The organism is Amycolatopsis vastitatis, assembly GCF_002234595.1.
Classification (GTDB): domain Bacteria; phylum Actinomycetota; class Actinomycetes; order Mycobacteriales; family Pseudonocardiaceae; genus Amycolatopsis; species Amycolatopsis vastitatis.
On sequence record NZ_NMUL01000038.1, the window covers coordinates 1 to 20,166 of the forward strand.

11 protein-coding genes and 5 pseudogenes are annotated in these 20,166 nt (G+C 69.3%); 8 read left to right on the plus strand and 8 right to left on the minus strand.

Features of this window, described 5'->3' with window-relative positions; translation table 11 throughout:
• Positions 1-135 (minus strand): manganese catalase family protein (locus CF165_RS31360; RefSeq protein ID WP_205660843.1); only part of this gene is annotated, 135 nt, incomplete at its 3' end.
• A 226-nt stretch (positions 136-361) separates the two neighbouring features.
• On the opposite strand from CF165_RS31360, the pseudogene CF165_RS31365 reads away from it, so the two are divergent.
• From CF165_RS31365 to CF165_RS31375, 3 genes and pseudogenes are all read left to right on the plus strand, one after another.
• Positions 362-610 (plus strand): annotated as a pseudogene (locus CF165_RS31365) (SDR family oxidoreductase); the annotation flags it as partial.
• Positions 611-623: 13 nt separating this feature from the next.
• Positions 624-1,073, plus strand: a complete 450-nt coding sequence (locus CF165_RS31370) for an OsmC family protein (protein WP_093951205.1) — start codon at positions 624-626, stop codon at positions 1,071-1,073.
• A gap of 4 nt (positions 1,074-1,077) precedes the next feature.
• On the plus strand, positions 1,078-1,809 hold the full coding sequence (locus CF165_RS31375; RefSeq protein WP_093951206.1) for an alpha/beta fold hydrolase: 732 nt from the start codon (positions 1,078-1,080) through the stop codon (positions 1,807-1,809).
• Positions 1,810-1,812: 3 nt separating this feature from the next.
• Here CF165_RS31375 and CF165_RS31380 read toward each other — a convergent pair whose 3' ends face one another.
• On the minus strand, positions 1,813-2,055 hold the full coding sequence (locus CF165_RS31380) for a hypothetical protein (protein ID WP_093951207.1): 243 nt from the start codon (positions 2,053-2,055) through the stop codon (positions 1,813-1,815).
• 237 nt (positions 2,056-2,292) lie between these two features.
• Between CF165_RS31380 and CF165_RS31385 the strand changes: the two genes are divergently transcribed.
• Positions 2,293-2,967: a uracil-DNA glycosylase gene (locus tag CF165_RS31385; RefSeq protein ID WP_276209746.1), complete on the plus strand. Its 675-nt coding sequence runs from the start codon at positions 2,293-2,295 to the stop codon at positions 2,965-2,967.
• Positions 2,968-3,081: 114 nt separating this feature from the next.
• Here CF165_RS31385 and CF165_RS51335 read toward each other — a convergent pair whose 3' ends face one another.
• Positions 3,082-3,252, minus strand: coding sequence for a hypothetical protein (locus tag CF165_RS51335; protein ID WP_158226856.1), 171 nt, complete (start codon positions 3,250-3,252; stop codon positions 3,082-3,084).
• Positions 3,253-3,305: 53 nt separating this feature from the next.
• Positions 3,306-3,530, minus strand: a pseudogene (locus CF165_RS31390) (integrase core domain-containing protein); the annotation flags it as partial.
• Between the two features lie 18 nt (positions 3,531-3,548).
• Here CF165_RS31390 and CF165_RS31395 point away from each other — a divergent pair.
• From CF165_RS31395 to CF165_RS31410, 4 genes and pseudogenes are all read left to right on the plus strand, one after another.
• A pseudogene (locus CF165_RS31395) lies at positions 3,549-4,054 on the plus strand (transposase family protein); the annotation flags it as partial.
• An 88-nt stretch (positions 4,055-4,142) separates the two neighbouring features.
• A pseudogene (locus tag CF165_RS31400) lies at positions 4,143-4,971 on the plus strand (IS5 family transposase).
• Between the two features lie 209 nt (positions 4,972-5,180).
• Positions 5,181-5,948, plus strand: coding sequence for a GAF and ANTAR domain-containing protein (locus tag CF165_RS31405; RefSeq protein WP_093951209.1), 768 nt, complete (start codon positions 5,181-5,183; stop codon positions 5,946-5,948).
• A gap of 52 nt (positions 5,949-6,000) precedes the next feature.
• Complete coding sequence (locus CF165_RS31410) at positions 6,001-7,560, plus strand: PP2C family protein-serine/threonine phosphatase (protein WP_093951210.1); 1,560 nt, start codon at positions 6,001-6,003, stop codon at positions 7,558-7,560.
• Between the two features lie 363 nt (positions 7,561-7,923).
• On the opposite strand, the pseudogene CF165_RS31415 reads toward CF165_RS31410, so the two are convergent.
• From CF165_RS31415 to CF165_RS31430, 4 genes and pseudogenes are all read right to left on the minus strand, one after another.
• Positions 7,924-8,079 (minus strand): annotated as a pseudogene (locus CF165_RS31415) (transposase); the annotation flags it as partial.
• Positions 8,080-8,323: 244 nt separating this feature from the next.
• Entirely contained in the window at positions 8,324-8,635 is a 312-nt protein-coding gene (locus tag CF165_RS31420; RefSeq protein WP_093951211.1) for an AfsR/SARP family transcriptional regulator, read from the minus strand.
• 3 nt (positions 8,636-8,638) lie between these two features.
• On the minus strand, positions 8,639-10,891 hold the full coding sequence (locus CF165_RS51340; protein WP_158226857.1) for a DUF8189 domain-containing protein: 2,253 nt from the start codon (positions 10,889-10,891) through the stop codon (positions 8,639-8,641).
• A gap of 34 nt (positions 10,892-10,925) precedes the next feature.
• Entirely contained in the window at positions 10,926-20,132 is a 9,207-nt protein-coding gene (locus tag CF165_RS31430; RefSeq protein ID WP_158226858.1) for an RHS repeat-associated core domain-containing protein, read from the minus strand.
• Positions 20,133-20,166: the final 34 nt, after the last annotated feature.

The window sequence follows — 20,166 nt, forward strand, 5'->3', positions numbered from 1 at the left end:
TTGGAAGAGGTACTGCATCGTGACGGTCATTTCGCCGAAGGCGCCGCCGATGAGTTCCTGGAGCTTGCGAGCGTAGACGGGGTCGGGCTTCTCGGGCTTGGCTTCGAACTGCAACAGCTTCGTGTGACGGAACACGTCATCCCTCCGTGATACAGGTGGCGTAGGACGGTCGTCGAGGAGACGTTCCCGGCAAGCGGACGGTTAACCGTGCGGGATGAAAACGGCCGCTCATCGTGTGAAGAAGGAATGCGGGGGTACCAGGGGACAGTTCTCGGACCTGCCGATGAGGAGCCAGCCGTGTCCCAGCCCGCCCAGCAGCAGAACCCGCCAGGGACGACCGCCGCGATGACGCCCCGCCCCGGCACTGGCGCAGCTGCTGGGCCCAAAGGGCATCCGCGCGAACAGCGTGGCGCCGGGTCCGATCTGGACGCCGCTGATCCCGTCGACGATGCCCGAGGAAGAGGTCAAGTCGTTCGGCGAGCAGGTGCCCCTCGGCCGAGCCGGCCAGCCAGCCGAGCTGGCGCCGGTGTACGTGCTGCTCGCGTCCGACGACGGCAGTTACGTGTCCGGAGCGCGCGTCGCGGTGACCGGCGGCACGCCGATCCTCTGAGCGGAGGCACGTGATGGCTGAAGATCTCTATTCGACAGAGGCGACGTCGAGCCGCGGCAGTGTCCGGATCGACGGACGTGGCGACCTCGCCTACGCGGTCGGCGAGCCGGGCGACGGAACGGCGGACCCGCTGAACCCGGAGCGCCTCTACGCCGCAGCGCTGGCCACCTGCCTGCACCAGTCGCTGACGATCGCCGCGACATCGCTGGGGGTGGAGACGGGTGAAAGCGTCGTCACCGTCAGGGTCACCTTGGCGGCGCGCGGCGACGGTGGCTACGAGCTGCGCGCGGCGGTCGAGGTGTACTTGCCCGGGGCGAGCACCGACTCGCTTTACGACGCCGTCACGCGCGAGGCGTTGCGGCTGTGCCCGCTCGTCGGCGACAAGGTCGCGGTGACGTTGGACCGCGAGCGCGGTCTGGCGCTGCAGAACCACCGCGGCCCCGCCGACCCTGGACAGAACTGACGTCGTGCTGCTGACCCATCGCCTCCGGCACGGGCTGGTGCGGGCGCTCGCCGCCGGCGCCGGCCGGACGGACCGGAACCCGGTCGTGCTCCTGCCCGGCCTCGGCGCGCCGGGATACCTGGTGGACACGCTGCACGGGTGCGCGGCGTCGGCGCCGTCGTTCCTGCTCGACGTGCCCGGGTTCGGCGCGGGGCCGATGGCGTGTGAGCCGGAACTGGGCGCGCTGGTCGACGTCGCCACCGAGTGGCTGAGCAACGTGCTGGACCGGCCGGCCACCCTCTTCGGGCATTCGACCGCCGCGCAGGTAGCGATGACTGTCGCGGCGCGGCGGCCGGAGCTGGTCGGTGCGTTGGTGCTCGCCGGACCGACGTTCCCGCCTCCGCTGCGCCGCCTCGGCCGGCTGTCGGTCGCTCTGCTCCGGGACCTGGTCCACGAGTCACCCGCGGCGTTGCCGGGCACCGTGCCGTACTACCTCCGGGCGGGGCCTCGGCGGTTGCTGCGGTTCATCCGGTCAGCTCAGCGGGACGAACCTGAGCGGGTCGTGCCGTTCGTGCGGTGTCCCGTCCAGGTGCTGCGGGGTCGGCACGACACCCTGAGCCCGCGCGGGTGGGCGCGGTCGCTGGCCGACGCAGCGGTGCACGGAAGCTTGGTCACGGTGCCCGGCGCGCACACGTTCCCCGCGACCTCCGGCGGCTTGACGTCCCGGCTGATCACGGAATTCGGTCCTTCCAGGTGACGCTCAGCCACCACGCTGGACGACGGCCGTGGTGAGCGTCGCCGCGATCAGTTCGAGCTCGTGGTCGATGGCTTGCTCCCCGTCCAGCCGCGCCCGCAGATCGGCGCGGGTGATGACGTCGCTCGCGCCGGCGGTCTCGGCGCCGGCCGGTTCGACCTCCATGCGGCCGCCGGTCAAGACGAGCACCGGGTCCGGCAGCGAAGATTCGAGCAGGCGGCGCAGGTCGTCGATGGTCACCTTCAGCATGGCGTCCTCCGGGTTCGTCGGTCGAGGTGCAGGCAGGCGGCGAGGTTGCCGGCGAACAACCACGGCAGGTTCGATCGATGGCCGTTCCGTCATTCTGCTTCTTCCGTGTCTCGTCACCGCCGCCGCGGTTACCCACCTCGGGTGTCCTTACGCGAGACGACGGCGTGACTTCCGGCGCACGGCGATCACCCGGCAGTGCAGCGAGCACGGCTTCCGGAGCCGTGCTGGAATGAGGCCGTGTCCCTGACCGAACTGGATCGTGTGGGCGCCCGGATCGAGGCTTGCGTTCGCTGTCCCCGGCTGGTCGCCTGGCGGACCGAAGCCGCGGCCCGGCCGCCGGAGCGCTATGCCGGCGAGGCGTACTGGGCCAGGCCCGTCCCGGGTTTCGGGGATCCCCGCGCCCGGATCTTCGTGCTCGGATTGGCGACGGCCGCGCACGGCGGCAATCGCACCGGACGGGCGTTCACGGGAAATCCCACGGCGAGCCTGCTGATGCGGGCGTTGCACCGGGCGGGGCTCGCCGACCGGCCGGTTTCCGAGCACGCCGGGGACGGGCTGCGGCTGCACCGGACGTGGCTGGCTTCGGCCGTGCGCTGCGCTCCGCCGGCCAACCGCCCGAGCCCGGCCGAGCGCGACAATTGCCTGCCGTATCTCTCGGCCGAGGTGGCCGCGCTCGAGGACCTGCGGGTGATCGTCTGCCTCGGCGGGTTCGCCTGGCAGGCCGCGCTGCACTGGGCGGGAGTACGGCGGAAACCGAAGTTCGCCCACGGTGGCGAACACCGGCTCGGCAACGGGCTGGTGCTGCTCGGCAGCTACCACCCCAGTCCGCGCAACGTGCACACCGGCCTGCTCACCGAGCCGATGCTCGACGAGGTGTTCGCGCAGGCCCGTCGGCTCGGCGGCCTGGCCTGAGGCGCCGGATCGGTGTACATCGCGGCCGGGACCGCTCGGCGCGCGGCGGCGTGGCGTACCGCGTCGGAAGGCTCCGGCCGCCGTTCGGTCGCCCGGCTGTGCACCGCCTGACGGTCACGGAGCCGCGAGGGGAATGGCGCCGGCCAGGCAGCCGCGCTGCTGCGCCGTCATGCCCGGCCGGCCGACGTCGTCGATGATCAGGGCGTCGGTGTCCGCGTGCGGGCGGGGTGCCAGCAGCACGAACAGCACCTGCTGCTGGCGGCAGGCGGCGCACAGCCACGGCACCGGTGGATGCGGGGTCTGCCCAGACTTCGGTTGACACCGGGGGCTGACTGTTTTCAGGCCGCTGTTGCGGTGGTGCAGATGGTCTCAAACTCGACTGGGGTGAGCTTGCCCAGGGCGCGTTGGCGGCGTTTGCGGTGGTACTTCGTCTCGATCCAGGACACGATCGCCAACCGCAGTTCCTCCCGGGTGGGCCACCGTCGGGTGTCGAGAACATTCTTTTGCAGCAACGAGAAGAACGATTCCATCGCGGCGTTGTCCCCGCACGCGCCGACCCGCCCATCGACCCTGAGCGACCCATCGGGCCGCTGCTGGCGCTGGCGCCGGTCCGCAAACGCCGGGTGGATGCGGTGGCGATCGTGGACGGCACGCTGGTGCCCACGCGGGATCATCGGCTGGCGACCCCGTCGAAGAACTACCGGTACTCGACCAACGTGCAGGTCGCGATCGATGCCGAGACCCGGCTGGTGATCGCCACCGGTGACCCGCGGCCGGGCAGCCGCAACGACTGCACCGTCTACCACGACTCCGGCATCGCCGAACAACTCGCCGGTCGGCCGGTGATGGCTACCAAGGCAATCCCGGGGTTGTCATGCCGTACCGCAAACCCCGCGACGGCAGCGAGCTGCCGGACTGGCAGGAAGAACTCAACACCACTCACCGCACGATCCGCGCCCGCGTCGAGCACGTCCTGGCCCGGATGAAGAACTTCAAGATTCTCCGCGACTACCGCCGAGCGGGGAGCACGCTGGCCGACACGGTGTCCGGAATCGCGCACCTGCACAACATCCTCCTCGCCGCCTGACCGCAACCACCAGCCCCACCAACCACAACACCAGTGACGAGACAGCCCTTAGAGCGTGTCTTACGTGGCGATCGATCGCTTATGAGCGATGATCTTGGCTGTGGTTGATCGGTTGTCGTTGCGGTTGGTGCCGGATGAGCTGTGGGAGCTGGCGGAGCCGTTGATCCCGGCGTTCCGGCCCCGGCCGCAAGGCGGTGGCACGGCTGCGCTGGATGCTCGTGCGGTGTTCACCGCGATCGTGTATGTGCTGACCAGTGGTTGTGCGTGGCGGGATCTGCCGCCGTCGTTCGGGGTGCCGTTCCAGACCGCGCACCGCCGCTTCAGCCAGTGGACCCAAGACGGGCTCTGGCGCCGGCTGCACCATGCGGTGCTGGACGAACTCGGCAGCCAGGGCCTGCTCGACTGGAGCCGCGCGATCGTGGATAGTGCCTGCGTGCGGGCCAAAAAAGGGGATCTCTGACCGGCCCCAGCCCAGTCGACCGGGGCAAGCCCGGCTCGAAGATCCACGCCCTGTCCGACCGCGCCGGTCTGCCGCTCGCCGTGGCCGTCTCGGCGGCGAACACCCACGACAGTCACGCCCTCAAGCCCCTGGTGATGGCGATCCCGGCGATCAAATCCCGGCGCGGGCCCCGTCGGCGCAAGCCCGCCAGCTGCACGCCGACAAAGCCTACGACCAGCCCGAGCTGCGACGCTGGGTCCGCGACCGAGGCATCGCGGTCCGCATCGCCCGCAAAGGCATCGAATCAAGCCAGAAACTCGGCCAGCACCGCTGGGTCATCGAACGCACCATGGCCTGGCTGACCGGATACCGCCGCCTCACCCTGCGCTACGAACGCAAAGCCGGACACTTCCTCGCCTTCCTCCTCCTCGGCGCAGCCCTCACCTGCCACAAGAAACTCCGCAAACTCACCACATGAGACACGCTCTAAGCCGGCCGGAAACACACCGGAGAGGCAGCGACGGCGTGCGTCCCGGCGGCGGGGGCGACCTGCAAGCGCAGCTGAGCGCGTGGTCGACCCGGCCCGGGTACGGCGGCGGTGGGGCCGAGCATCGATTGAACGACGGCAAAGCGGGTATGCCGCGCCTGAGTGGATCAGCGGGCCGCGCCGAGGGAGGTACGCCGGAGATGACCTGGGATGTTCCGCGCGCCGGCAAGCCGTCGGGTAACGGGCCGGTGATCGACGAGCTGACCGCGGGCCAGGTGGCGGCCGTCTTCGCGCGCATGTCCGGTTTGCTGCTTTCCTCGGACAAGGTGGACACGGCTCTGAAGCTGATCACCGCGCTGGCCGTCGAGATGGTGCCGGGGACGACGGGTGCAGGAATCAGCCTGATGGATCGCCACGGTGAGCGCGTCACTGCAGCAGCCACGGACCAGGTGGTCGAGTGGGCTGACGCGCTGCAGTACCAGCTCGGCCACGGTCCCTGCCTGACCGCATGGTCCGATCGCGTAGTCGTCAGGGTCGACGATCTCGCGGTGGATGAGCGGTGGCCGTCCTGGTCACGGCCGGCCGCCGAGCTGGGGCTGCGGTCGGCGTTGAGCGCGCCGATGGTGGCCGGCCCCGAGCCACTCGGCGCGCTGAAGGTCTACGCCGCACAGCCCCGATCCTACGGAGAGCGGGAGGAACAGCTCCTCACCATGTTCGCGTCCCAGGCGGCCATGCTCATCAGCAACATGCGCACCGCGCAGGACGCCGAGCGCGCCAGCGGCCAGGTCGCGGAGGCCCTGCGTGGCCGCGAAGTCGTCGAATTGGCCAAAGGCATCATCATGGCCCGTGACCACGTCGACGAACGCACAGCGTTTCTCACGCTGGCTCAACTGGCCGAACAAGAGCACACCACCGTCCGCCACACCGCCGAGCGGCTGGCCCAGTCCACCGTGCGACGGCGGCGATGACCAACGCCCACGCCAGCTTGACGACGCCGACGGTGCTCAACGGTGAACTACCGTGAAGAAGGACCATCGTCCAGACCGGGCAGCCGAGCAGCAACGCAGTCTGACCCTGGCGTTCAAGCGTGCCGAACTGTCCGTCGAGGACCTGTGGCTGCGCTACTTCGGGGTGGGCGGCGAAGCCGGATTCATCGACATCGACGCGTATGTGCACGGGCTGGCCGACCTGCCGCCGCTGGAACGCGACACTCTCGCCCTCGCGGTGAACGAACGCCTCGACGAGCTGACCTGGACGCACCGGGCCGGCTTCAGCCGCCAAATCCGGGACAGCACTCCCAGGACGCCGCCGTTCACTGCCCTGGTGCAACTCTTGGAGGGCACCGAACTCGCTCCGCCCGACCGGCTGTCCGCCGCCGTGAAAACCGCCGCCGCCGCGCTCGGTGTGCGGATCGGCGTCTACCTCGTCGATTACGACCAACTCTGCCTCCGCCCCCTCCCGGATGCACCGTCGGGCGAACTCTCCGCGAAGTACCCTCATCCCTCCTCGTCGGAGGACCAGGGCGAGACTTCCCACCGCGCGGCGCCGCCCGGCCAACCGGCGTCGGGGCGCACTGCGCTGGATGTCGACACCACACTCGCGGGACGTGCGTTCCGGCAGATCCAGATTCTCCCGTCAGAGACATCCGGCCCGCCCCGCTTGTGGGTGCCGCTGATGGACGGCGCGGAACGTCTCGGCGTCCTCGACGTCGAAGTCGACGACGCGGACGACCTCTACGACCCCGGTCTGCGGGTGCAGTGCCGGTGGTTGTCCATGCTGCTGGGACACATGGTCACCCTGCTGTCGCAGTACGGGGACGACCTGGACCGGGTCCGGTTGCGGACCCGGCGAACGGTCAACGCGGACCTCGTGTGGTCGCTGCTGCCACCGTTGACCGCCGGTGTCGACAGCTTCATCGTCACCGGTGTCGTCGAACCCCGAGACGACGTCAGCGGCGACGCGTTCGACTACGCCCTGTCCGAGACCACCGCGAGCCTGATGGTGCTGGACGCGGTCGGTCACGACCTGCGCAGCGGCCTGATCGCCGCCACCGCAGTGTCCGCCTACCGCAGCGCACGCCGCGCCGGCCACGGCCTTTTCGAACAGGCCCGCCTGATCGACGAAACCATCAGCGGCCACTTCGGCGACTCCGCGTTCGCGACCGCCGTGCTCGTCGAACTCGACCTCACCACCGGACGCTTGCGCTACATCAACGCCGGCCACCCCCACCCCCTTGTCATGCGCGCCGGAAAGATCGTCAAGCCCCTGGCTGCGGGCCGCTGCCTCCCGCTCGGCCTCGGCCTGGGCGACCTGCAAGTCGGCGAGGAGACTCTGGAACCGGAGGACTGGCTGGTCCTCTACACCGACGGCGTCACCGAAGCCCGCGACCACACTGGCGAATTCTTCGGCGAACCGCGCCTGCGTGACTTCCTGCGCCGTGAGGCCGCCGCCGGCAACCCGCCACCCGAAACCGCCCGCCGGCTCACGAAAGCCGTCCTCCGTCACCAGAACGGCACCCTGCAGGACGACGCCACCGTCTTGCTCGCCCGCTGGACACGCCCGGCCCGCATGACCCCCTGAACACAGCCAATCGCCCCGACTTCTACGTGGTCATTCGAGTGCTTCCTACGCTGCGCGACGGTGAACCTGGTGGGCCACTTGCGGCGGCAAGCCAGTCGCGAATGGCCGAAGGAACAGCGCCTCCAAGTTAGCTCATCGCAAAAAGATCCAGGCCGGCAAAGCAAGTTGATTATTTCCGCCACGCAACAAGGAGGGCATTCGACAGGATCGGGACAGCAGCCACCTCGCGCCAGCCTTCACGAGCTCGACAAGGGCGGTGCCCGTCAAAGCGGTCAGCTCAAGCCCTCCGGCCCACACTGCTTCGGTCGTGGCGACTTCGACTAGCGCTTCGCCGGTTTCTCGCCAGCTCAGCTTCGAAGCGAAGCTGGTCAGCACGAACACGATCGCGGTGAACACTGCTCGATCGTCCACTCGTGACATTCCACCGCCTTGCGGACGCGCCTTGCCCGGTGGGATGAGCGACTCGACCAGCGCCCACAACTCGTCGGGAACCAGCCGCCGCGACAACTCGTCCATCACGAGTCATGATCGTGCCCGAACCTCGGTCAAGATCCAAATGAGACACGCTCTAAATCGCCCCTACTCATGGGTAGCAAAAAGCCCAGGTCTGTGACCTGGGCTTTGCTCCCCCGCTTGGACTCGAACCAAGAACCCTCCGGTTCGCTCATGCTCCGATTCGGTGTCAGACGACGCCGTTTATGGAACATAAATGTTCCCTCGTTTGGGTTTGCCTACCTGATGGAACTGTGTTGCCGGTCGGCGGTTACCGCACTCGGCGCAGTCGCGAACCCCTGACGATAGGAGTTTGCCTGTGCCGAGTAAAGAGGACCGCCAAGGGCGCACCGCACCGTCGCCCCAGCAGCTTGCGCAGGCCGGAGACGCAGATCTGCAGCCGGCCGCGGACCGTGGCAGGGGGCCGGTCGCCCCAGACCAGCGAGTACAACCGCTGCTCGGAGACGAACTGGTTGGCCTGCGACAGCAACGCGGCCAGTACGGCCCGCGGCTTCGGCCCGCCAAGGGGAACGGGCCGGTCGCCCAGGATGGCGGCGACCGGCCCGAGAACCTGATACTTCATGCGTTACGAAGTCGGGAGCTGCCGGTCGTAGAACCGCACCGCCCCGTTGGTGTTCCGGAATGCGATCAGCCAGGACTGCCCGTTGGAGTTCACATACGGTGTCGTGGCCGGATCTGTCGCGGCCGGATCGGTCGCCGCGATCGTCTTCGTCCAGTCGCCCCAGGTGTTGCTCCCGGTCGCGGTCTCCCAGACGTGGTAGATCTCGTTGTCCGTGCCACGGACGACGACCGCCACGCGGCCCAGCGCCGGGTCCAGGATCGCCGAGGGCGCACCGGCCGAGACGAAGTTCCCGATCGCGGTGTAATCCGCGGGCCAGGAACCGTCGCCGTTCTGCAGCTTCGACACGATCGTGCCGTCGGCGCCGCGGACGAACACCTGCAGCAGGTAGCCGGGGCGCACGACGACCGCGGGCTGCCCGGACAGCCCGGAGCCGCCGAGATCGGTCCACGCCGACACGCTGCCGTCGTTGTAGTACTCGATCGTCTTCAGCGCGCCGGCGCCGTTCAGGCCGAACACCCGCACCCCGTCGCGGACCTGGACGACCGACAGCGTCGCGGTCAGGTTCTGGTCACCAAGGCTGCGCCAGAACGGCACGGAGCCGGACTGCGCGTACGCCCAGAGCTTGCCGTCGACATCCACGGCGAATTCCACGACGGTCCCGTCGGCGAGCTTCGACGTCACCGGCGCCGAAGCCATGGAGCCACCGAAGTCGGACCACGCGTTCCACGCAGGCCCGCCCGCGGTGGTCTGGCTGTCCGTCCAGATGTCGCTGTCGGAGTACTGCGCCGCCACCTGGACCCGGCCGTCGGACAGCTGGGTGAGCGTCGGCTGCCCGGAGAACGCCTCGTTCCCGGAGATCACCGTCCACTGGACCGAACCGAAGTTGTCCACATCGGACTGGTGGCCGTAGACGACCCGTCCGGCATTGTCCACATAGGAGTATTCGAGGGTGCCGACGGTGGCGCCCGCGACCGGAGCCGCCTGCATCGCCGTCACCCGCGTGTTCTGTGCGACCGGCACGCCCGGCAGCGGGTCGGCGTACCAGCCCTGCAGGTCGGCGATCAGGTGGACGGTGCCCGCGCTGGTGTTGCGGACGCGGATCTTGCCGTCCGTGCCCGGCTTGAGCACCACCATGTTGTCACGCCAGTTCCCTGCCTCGAAGTCCATGACGGACAACACCGATGGTTCGGTCGTACCGAGCGGCCACGCCTTGAGATACCCGGCCTTTTGCGGGCTCACCACGATCAGGTTCAGCGCCGCACCTTCGATGCCACGGGTCGGCAGCCCCTTGGTGCCGCCCACCTGGATGTCGAGCGTGCCGTTCGCGGCGATCGGCAGCCCAGCGCCGGCGGAACGCGTGTCAAGCACCCGGCCGGCCACCTGCCGGTAGCCGGCGCCCTGCGTCGAACTCGACGAGTAGTAGCCGTCCACGGCGACGATCAGGTCGACGGCGGCACTGCCCTTGTTGGTGAAGGTGACCTGCCCGTTCGCCGGCAGGCTCAGCACGGCACCCGACTGGGTGGAGCCGGTCTCGTAGTTGAACACCGGCCGCGCGGTGCCGCCGGCAGGCGACACCGCCAGCCAGCCCGCGGCCGTCGCGCCCGGCACGGTCAGGTTCACCGATGCCGCCGCCGCTCCCGCCGGCACCAGGCTGCCGGTGATGGTCACCGTGCGCGTGGCACCCGCCGCGATCTTGCCGGTCGACGTGCCCGTCCCGTTGCGGGTGTCGATCACCCGGGTGTGCGTCACCGGGAAGAACCCGCCACCCGTCGTCCCCTGCTCCGCTTTGTAGTAGCCCTGCACTTCGACGACGGCGTCGGTCTTGCCTGCCGAGTTGTACAGCGACAGCTTGCCGCTGCTGCCGACCTTCACCACCGCCGTGTTCGAGATCTGCTCGCCGGCGGCCGCGGAGACCATGGTCAGGGTCGGGCGGGTGGCACCGTCCGGCCACAGCTCGGCCCAGGTGGCCACGGTCGGCTTGATCAGCGACACCCGGACCAGCACCGCGCCGACACCCGTGGTGGGCACGGCGCCGACACCCAGCACGGGGAAGTCCACCGTGGCGGCGGCGCCGACCTGGGTGCTGATCCCGCCGGTGCCGCTGCGGGTGTCGAGCACCACCGGCGTCGACGGCAGCGGCACGTAGTCGCCACCGTGCCCGGCCGCGTCCGCGTGCGCCGCGGGGGCGTGCGGCGCCGTGGTCACGGCGGTGAGCGCGACCAGCGCCGCCAGTGCCACTGTCATCTTTCTGAGCACTGCATTTTCTCCTTGTGCGATTACCATTTCGTGGCTACGGCGTGCTTCCGACGGGCACCGGTCTCCCGTCCTTGATCCCCTCGCCCATGTTCATCCATTTGTGGTATTTCGGGCTCCATACCTTGTTCTCGATGGGCTTGTGCAGGGAGAACGTGTTTCCGGTCTCGACGTCGGCGCCCTCGGCATTCATGTCGTACTCGTAGGGCACCGTGCGGGGTCCGTGGTAGTGCTGGATGACCGTGTAGAGGACGTAATCGACCTTGCCCGTCTTCAGCTCTTTCTCGGTCTTGTCCTCGAACCAGCGCATGTTCGGCGAATGGTCCCGGTCGTTGGCCGTGTCGGCCACGTTGGCGTTCGTGCTGCGGCTGCAGGTCGACAGGTTCCTCAGGTCCGTGCCACTACCGCCCAGCACTGAAGCGAGCGAATGGCAGTTGTTGACCCACGAACGGGGACTCCCGCCGCCGATCGCCTTGACGAACGTGCCTGCCCACTGGTAGCCGGGCGGCCTGATTTTCGAACTGGTGCCGGTGCCTTCGCCGAGATCCGCCGCGGTGACGCAGGCGATGACACCGACGGCACGGTCGCCGTTGGACGAGTCCCGCTCGAAGTAGAACGGTTCCGGGAACTGCTGGCGGCAGTCCCGGGCCTGCCTGCTCTTGTTCTGCGTCTTGTTCTCGGGTTCGGTGTTGACCTGCGACGCCACCGACACCACGGTGACGACCGCCCCGGCCGCGTCGACCGCCGTCTGGTAGATGTTGTTGGCCTGGGCCTTGGTGTCGGTGACCACGTTCTCCACTGTGGACACCACCGCCGCGGCCGCCGTCGGCGCGGACGAAACCAGCGTCGGCAGGTTCGTCACCGCCGTGGTCGCCGCCGCGCCCACCGCGATCGTCACGGTCTTGGCCGCGTGTTCCGCGGCGTCACGCGCTTCCTCGGTGATGCGCAGGGCCCGCCGGTAGGCGGCCTCGGCGGCTTCTTCGGCAGCCTTCTTCGCCCAGTCCACATAGGACCCGCCGCCACCACCGCCACCGCCGCCGTTACCCCCACCACCGCCGTGCGAGCCGCCGCCGCCCGAGGAGTAGGGCCACCGGCCGCTGCCACCGCACTGCGTGGTCCAGGAGTGCGTGTCGCAGAACATGTCGTGCACCGAGTCGTGGTGGGAGCTGCGGATGTACTCCTCGTAGCTCATGCCCGTGGTGGCTTCCCACGAGTCGTCCGCCATCCTGGTCGGCTTCACGACGTTGTAGAGCATCTTGAGTTCCTGCTCGACCAGGTCCCACTTGATGCCCCAGTGGCCGGTGGGGTCGGTGCTGTTCACCGGGTCGGCATTGCCGTACAGGTAACGGTTTCCGTTGCTGGAAGGGGTCGGGGACAACGACACGCTGTCGCGCGAGCCGAACGAGCCCGTGCCCGGGTCGTACCACCGCGCACCCATGTCGACGCGGCCGGTGCCGGGGTCGGTCCAATCGCCCTGGTAGCCGAGGTTGCCGGTGGTCCCGGTGTGCGCGGTGACCTGGCCGAACGGGCCGTACGCCGTCGATCCGGACAGCCCGTTCAGCGCCGTGTCGGCCGGGTCGAACGCGCCGACCACGTCGTCGTGCCGGTCGCTCAGGGTCAGCCGGTTGCTGCCGCCGGAGCGGACCGCGAGCAGCTCGCCGCCGGAGCCGCGTGCATAGGTCTCGCTGCCGTCGGACACCGGGTCGTCGTCTTGTCCGGCATAGGTGAACGCGGTGCCGTTGCGGCTGTCGACCCGGTCGAACCCGTCGTAGCTGTAGGTCTGCCCGGGGGCGGACGTGAGCCGGTCGAAGCCGTCGTAGCCGAATTGCGCGGTGCCACCGGAACCGGTCTGCGAAGCCAGCGTGCCGCGCGCGGTGTAGGTGTAGCTGGTGCCGCCCGCGGTCAGCAGCCGGTTGCGCTCGTCGTAGGTGGCCGTGGCCGGCCCGGCCTTGCTCCGGTTTCCGGCGGCATCCCACTCGTACCCGGTCGTCACGCCACCGGTGGTGTCGCTGGTGAGCCGCCCGGACTGGTCGTACTTGTAGCTGACCGTGCCCGCGCCCGCGGTGCCCGCGGTCGTCTTGTCGGACAGCTGGTTGTTCAGGTCGTAGTGGTACGTCGTGCTCGCGACCTGCTTCGACGCCGAGTTGGTCAGGACGTCGGTGGCGACCCGGCCGAAGTCGTCGTACCCGAAGGTCCGCACGCGCCCGGCGCCGTAACCGACGGTCTTGACGTTCCCCGCGCCGTCGTAGCCCAGCTGCTCCTTGACCCCGGTCAGCCCGTCGGTGACCGAATCGAGCCGCGCCTTGACGTAGCCGTAGTTCGTCGTACCCGCCGCGTCGGCCCGGCTGGTCTGGTTGCCGTCTCCGTCGTAGGTGAAGGCCGCCGTACCGGAAGGACCGGTCGAGCTGAGCAGGTTTCCGCGGTCGTTGTAGACGTAGGAGTTCATGCCCGCGCCCGCGTTGGTGCTGACCGCGCGCCCGGCCAGGTCGTAGCCGAGGTGGCGAGGTGTCGTCGGCGTCTCGGCGCCGGTTGCGGTGCCGTCGGTGGGCCGGTTGGCCGCGTCGTAGATCACCTGCTGGACGACGCCCCCCGGTGCCACGTCGCGGACCGCGTTGCCGTTCTCGTCGAAGCTGGTGGTCCAGGTCCGGTCGATGGCGTTCGGCTGGGCCGCGGTGGCCGGCTCGATCGTGGACTCGACCAGGCCGAGGCTGTTGTACGTCGTGATGGTGGCGTTTCCGCGCCCATCGGTGAAGCGGGTCATGTTGCCCGCGGCGTCGTAGCCGAACGACGAGGTGATGCTCGTCTTGGCGTCGACCGGCTCGAGCTGGCTGACGAGCTGGTTCGCCGCGTCGTAGGCGAACGTCCTGGTGGCCTGCAAGGCATCGGTGACCGAAGCGCGGTTGCCCGCCAGGTCGTAGCCGTAGCGCGCGGTCCGCAGCGTGGTGCCGTCCGGCTTGAGGTCGGCCGAGGCGATCACCTGGCCCAGCAGGTCGTAGCCGGTCTGCGAAGTGCGGCCGAGGCCGTCGGTCGCCCGGACCTGGCGACCCGCGAAGTCGTACCCGTACTGGGCCGGGATGCCGGACGGGTCGGTCGTCGTGGTCAGCTCGCCGACGGCGTCGTAGCCGTTGACCGTCGTGGCCCCGGTCGGCGAGGTCTGGCCGACCACGTTCCCGGCGTCGTCGTAGCGGATCAGCGTGGTGTACGCCGCCGACACCGGACGGCGTTCGACCTGCGTTCCGGTCGCCTGGCGGTCCAGATCGTCGTACGTGGACTCGCTCCGCGCACCGGTCGGGTCCACCGTGGACAGTACAGCGCCGGTGCGTGAGTAGGTGTACGACGTCACGGCACGGTCGTCGTTGGTCGCGCTCGGCGCGTCGACCGAAACCGTGCGGTCGAGCTGATCATAGGTGCTGCGGATGACGTTGCCGCGCGGATCGGTCACCGTGGTGACGTTGCCGTTCGCGTCGTACTCGTACCGCGTGGTCGGCGTGAGCGCCTGGCTCGCGCCCGGCGGCAGGTAGCTCGGCGCGGTCTGGCTGGTCATCCGGCCCGCGTTGTCGTAGGCCATGTGGGTGGTGTTGTTCAGCTCGTCGGTCAGCCCGACCTTCTCGCCGAAGGTGTTGTAACCGACCTTCGCCGTCGGCGCGACCGGGCTTGCCGGATTTCCGCCGGACTCGACCTGACGGACCGGGCCGGTCCCGCCGATCAAGCGGCCCAGCTCGTCGTAGCTCAGGCGCGAGGTGAACGCCGCCTTGTCCGCACCGGCCGCGTTGCCGCGCGGATCGGTCACCGCGGTCGGCAGGCCACGCTGGTCGTAGGCATACGTCGTGGTGCGCGACGTGGTGCCGTCCGTCGTGGTCATGGTCAGGCGATTGCCGGCGTCGTCGTAGGTGTAGTCGGTCGTCGCGGGCGTGGCCGAGACGATCCACGGCACGTTCGACGCATTGCCGGAAACCGCGACATGGGTGACGTTCCCGGCCGGGTCGTAGGTGAAGCCGGTCGTGCGCGCGAGCCCACCCGGATCGACCACCGTGGACAGTGGACGGCCGTTGCGGTCCGGCGTGTGCTGCGTGACCGTCGTGCCGTTGCCGGTCACCTGCTTGGTGAGGTGGCCCGCGGCGTCGTAGCTGTCGTCCTCGAGCACGTAGTCCTTTGTGGACCCATCGGCATTGTGGAAGTTCTTCAGCACCGCGCGATGCAGCAGACCGTCGCCGTAGCGCTGGTACTCCGTCCGCCTGCCCATCGCGTCGGTCGAACTGGCCAGCCGCCCCGCGAAGTCGTAGCTGTAGGCCTGCAGCACCAGGTAGTCGCCGGTGCCGGTGGGCGGTGCGCCCGCCGGATCGCTGTGCCAGTTCCGCAGCCGCACCTCGGCGACGCTGTTGCGCGCGGTGTAGGCGTAGTCGTAGTGGTTGCCGTTCGGGTCGGTCACCGAGGTGAGGTTGCCGAACTGGTCGTAGCCGGAGCTGGTTTCGTTGCCGTCGGGGTCGGTGACCCGGATCGGCCGGTCGTGTTCGTCGTAGTCGGTCGTGGTGACCCGGGCGGGGTCGCCGCCACCACCGATGTCCGCGACCTGGACGCGGGTCGGGTCGCCGTCCGCGTCGTAGGTGGTCGTGGTCTGCCGCTGGTGCTTGACGCCGGTCACCGCGTCGGTCGTCGCCGCCTCGGTCACCGTCGCCGGGCGCGACCAGCCGTCATAGGTGTAGGTCGTGCCGACCCCGCCCGGGAAGCTGTCGGAAATCTCCTTCTTCGTGGTCGTACGGCCGATGGCGTCGTACGTGTACTGCATGACCAGCCCGGACGGCGCGGTCACCTGGGCCAGGTCGCCGTTGGCGTAGTAGGCGTACCGCGTCACCTTGCCGCGCGCGTCCGTCGTGGTCGCCGGGAGCCCGGCGGGCACGTTGCCGCCGCCGAACGCCGCTTCGGCGCCCGAGGTGTAGGCGTTCGTGATCTGGCTACCGTCCGGACTCGTCTGCGTCGTCAGCTGGCCGGTCGTGTGATACGCGTACGTGGTCCGGTAGGTGTTGTCCGTCGCGCTCGCCGAACGGGCGTCGCGGGACTCGGTCGGCAGGTACGACTTCGGGTCGTACTGGTTGGTGATCGTCGCCGGGTACGTCGTGCGCGAGGTCTGGCAGTCGTTCACCGCGCGGCACGTGGTGGTCGAGACGACGTCCCCGCGAGCGTCGTAGGTCATCGTCGTCGCGTCACCGTTCTCGTCGGTGACCGTGGCCAGGTTTCCGTTCGTGTCGTAGCCGTACGTCCGGATGCTCACGCCGTCGGCGTCGTAGCGGACGAACACCGGGCCGCCGGAGTCGCCGGGAATGGTGGTGCAGAACGCCGGATCGTTCGGATCGGGCTGCGTGCAGCTCTCGACCGGTGGCGGCGGCGTCTCGGCCGGCTCGCCCGGCGTGTCCTCGCCGCGGGCCTCGATGCCAAGGGGCTTGCCCTGACGCAGCAGCCAGCCGCCGATCGCGTCGTACTCGTACAGGCTGGGCCGGTTCGCCGGGTCCAGCACCTCCACGCTGCGGCGCAGATCGGCGTCCCCGCCGTAAACCGTCGGCGTGCCGAGCTTCCACCTGCCACCGTTGTGGTCGGTGTATTCCTTGACCCGGTCGCGCACGACGTCGTAGGTCACCGACGCGACGACCTTGCCGCTCGGCAGCGTCACCTTGGCCAGCTGGTCGGCGGCGGTGGTGCCCGCCTTGTAGTGCGCGGAGACGATCGCCGCGCCCAACGGTCCACTGTAGAGGGACACGTCGTCGATGGCGCCGGTGTAGGACCGCTGTGCCGCGGTGCCCCATGACGGCCACGACGCCGGCGTGGTGGCGTAGGCGGCACCGACCTGGTTGAAGGTCAGCAGCGAGGCGTCGATCTGCTTGCCGGTCAGGTCGGCGACCTTCGCGCCGTCCAGATACAGGGTCTGCGTGGTGCCCATCGAGGACAGCACGACCTGATGCCACTTGCCGTCGTTGACCGCGGTCGCCGACGTGATCGGGTTGATGCTGCCGGTGGCGAACTGCCCACGCAGCTTGCCGTCCGTGCCGACGTACAGCACCGGCACGCCGGTGGTGGACGCGGTGCCCAGCGCCTTGTCCTGGTAGCCGAGCAGCGGGCCGCCGGAACCGGTCAGCGAGTTCTTGAACCACAGCTCGACCGCCGCGTCACGGCTCTTCTTCAGCGTGCCCTTCGGCAGGTTCACCGAGGACGTCGTGCCGTTGAAGGACGCTGCGGTGTCCGTCGAACCGGCGAGCGGACCGGCCGTACCGAGCGTGACGTTGGCGTACGTGCCGACGTCCTTGCCGAGGTTGACCGAGATCTCGCTGGCCGCCGAGGTGCCGTCGGGTTCGCCGAGCCGCCAGTACGACTCCGGATGCGAGTCCAGCACGGCACTGCGGTAATGCGAACCGGCCGTGTAGTCGTAGTTGGTACAGGTGTTTCCCGGCCCGCACACCGTCTTCAGCACGTCGCCGGTGTAGGTGTAGGCCCAGCTCAGCGGAGCACCGTTGACCGCGTCGGTCTGGATCGAGGAGACGTGGTTGCCGGTCCAGAAGAAGTTCAGCGCGCGCCCCGCGGTGTTGGTCACGCTGTTGGATACCTGCGCCTTGGACAGCTTGCCGGTGTTGGTGTCGTAGGTCAGGACGACGGCGTGCCCCGCGTTGTCGGTCATCCGGCTCAGGCGGCCGGCCAGCGAGAACTGGTACGTCGTGCCGGACTTGTCCAGGAGCTTCCAGGACGTCGAGTCCACGGTCAGCGACGCGGTACGACCGGCGGGCGCGGCGTAGCTGCCGTCGGCGTTCTTGCCGAACCGGACCTGCTGACCGTCCGGATAGGTCACCACGACGTTGCCGGAGCCGTCGTTGTCCGGCACCAGCTTCATGTCGTAGGTCGTCGACCAGCCGGCGCCGAACAAGCCATCACGGCGCGGGTCGAGGCTGTTGTAGGTACGCGACAGGCTCAGCTGCGGCCCGACCGTGACGATCGTGGCGTCGACCGCCGCGGTGCTGTAGTTGCCCACCACCGGGTCGAAGGCCTGCTTCTGGTCGCCGGCCAGATGCGAGGTGATGTCCGGCTGCGGTACCGACGTCAGGATCGTCGAGTACGGCGAGTTCACCTCGTTGTTGGCGTCCTTGACGTAGGCACGCCACATGTACGCCTTGGTCCAGCTCAGTGTCCCGGCGGGGACGGTCCACGCCTGCTTGGCCTGGTAGCCGGAATCCGTGCAGCTGACCGGGTTTCCAGCGTCGTCGCGCAGGCAGACCTGGAACTTGAACTGCAGCGACGAACCCGGTGGCGCGTCGATGTCCAGTGCCCGCGCCCACAGCTGCGGGGTCAGGGTCTGCGCCTGGTACCCGTTGGGCGGATACAGCTCCTGGACGACCGGTGGGATGTCGAAGACCTGCAAGACGAGCCGGCCTGGTGGCACCTGGTGGTCGGTGAACACCGGGCCGCCGGTCTTGACCATGGTGAAGTCGAGGAAGTACTTGCCCGGTGGCAGGGCCTTGATGGTTGCGTCCAGCGTCACGCGTCCGCCCCTGGCCACCGTCGAGGTCAGGTTGGCCGAGCGCTGCTGCGTCACCGAGGCGCCGGTCGCGGTGTTGTAGGCGCGGTAGGCCAGGTAGTAGTCGCCGGGCGCCCACGCGGCCGCGCTCTTGTTGGTGACCGCGACCTTGATCTTGCCGTCCTGGTTCTGCAGCACGGCCGGGTTCGGCACCGGGTTCGGGATCGAGTACGTCGCGTTGTACGGGCTGTGCGTCACGTACAGCTTCGGCGGGTTGGCCGTTGCGGTGCCGGTGAACCACTTGCCGGACAACGAGTCCGTCGAGCCACGCAGCGAAAGACCGTAGTTGGCCTGGGTGCCGTCGACCCAGCGCTGCACCAGATCGCGCCCGGCGGTGCCGAGGTTGATCGTCTCGCCCGCGGTCGGGCAATCCGACGACGAGTGGCCGAACGCGATGTAACCGTGCGCGAACGACTTGCTCGCCAGCGAACCGCCCACGGCCGGGCCCGGGTAGCTGTAGCCGGAACCGCCGGACCACGAGCCGGTCACCGGGTTCACGGTGAGCTCGCGCGGCTTGCAGGAGTCCGAGTTGTACTCGGTCAGCCAGAGCTGCGCGCCGAAGATCGTGTGGTACTGGAGCTTGCCGACCAGGCTCGAGAACTTGATGTAGGACGCGGAATTGTGCCCGTTCACGGTGCCGACGAGCAGGTCCTGGTCGCCCTTCGCCGAGCCGACGCCTTCCTGGACGTACATGGCGTCGTCGGCCGCTCCCCCGTTCACCGGCAGCTGCACGGTCGGGTCGACCTGGACGGGGTAGTGCCGCGCCGGATCGCGGAGCCATCCGGCATCCAGCGTGACCTCGAGCGCCGGCCCGCCGCCGGAGGTCACGAGCCGGTAGGTGACTCCGGCCGACCGTGCCGCGCCCGCGTCCAGCATGTCCCCCGCCGGGATGACCGCCTTCGTGGCTCCGGAAGCGTCGGCCAGCAGTACCTGGCCGTGGTCCAGGTGCGGGGTCAAGCCGTCGAGCCGCAACGGGAAGACGTACGACGTCGGGGCCGCGGACGAGTCGAGGACCAGGGTTTCCTTGACTCCGCCCGGCTTCGCCTCGAGCTTGAGGTCCACGTGCGGCCGGACCCCGGGATAGGTGATCGCGCTGCCACTCACCGTGCCGTTGACCGCCGAAGCGCCGTCGAGGCCGAAGGACACCTGTCCGGCGTCCGTCGTCATGGTGGCGAACTGGCCGGCCGACGTCGGCGCGAAGCGCAGCCCGGCGGAGTCGGCGGTGTTTCGCCAGCCTGAGCCGCCGTCCGCGGTGAGCGTGGTGTCGATCGGCGCCCAGCCCTGCGGCGTGCGGTAGTTCACCGGCACGGTGGAGAACTCGGTGGTCTCGGTGCCGTCGGTGTTGGCATAGGTGCGGTCGTTGGCGGTCCGCGCTTCGGGGAGCTCACGGCTGGTCGCCGGGTCGAAGCCCGTCGTCGCGGGAGCGGGCGGCGTCCCGACGGATCCCGCGTTCTGCTGCCACTTCACCGCGGGGTAGCGGCTGCGCAGCGTGTCCGGCAGGGTGTGGTTGCGTGACGCATTGCCGGCGGTCCGCGCATCGGCCGACGATGCCGATCCCCAGCGCTGCGCGGGCCCGTGCGCGTACCCCAGCCCGCCGCCGGCGGGCAGCCCGAGGAGGCCGTCGGCCGCGACGCCTCCCACCAGGACGGCGACGAGGCCCAGCGCGACGAGCTTGGCCGGGGCCGACACCGCCCCCCACCCCAGCCACAGGAACCGCAATCGA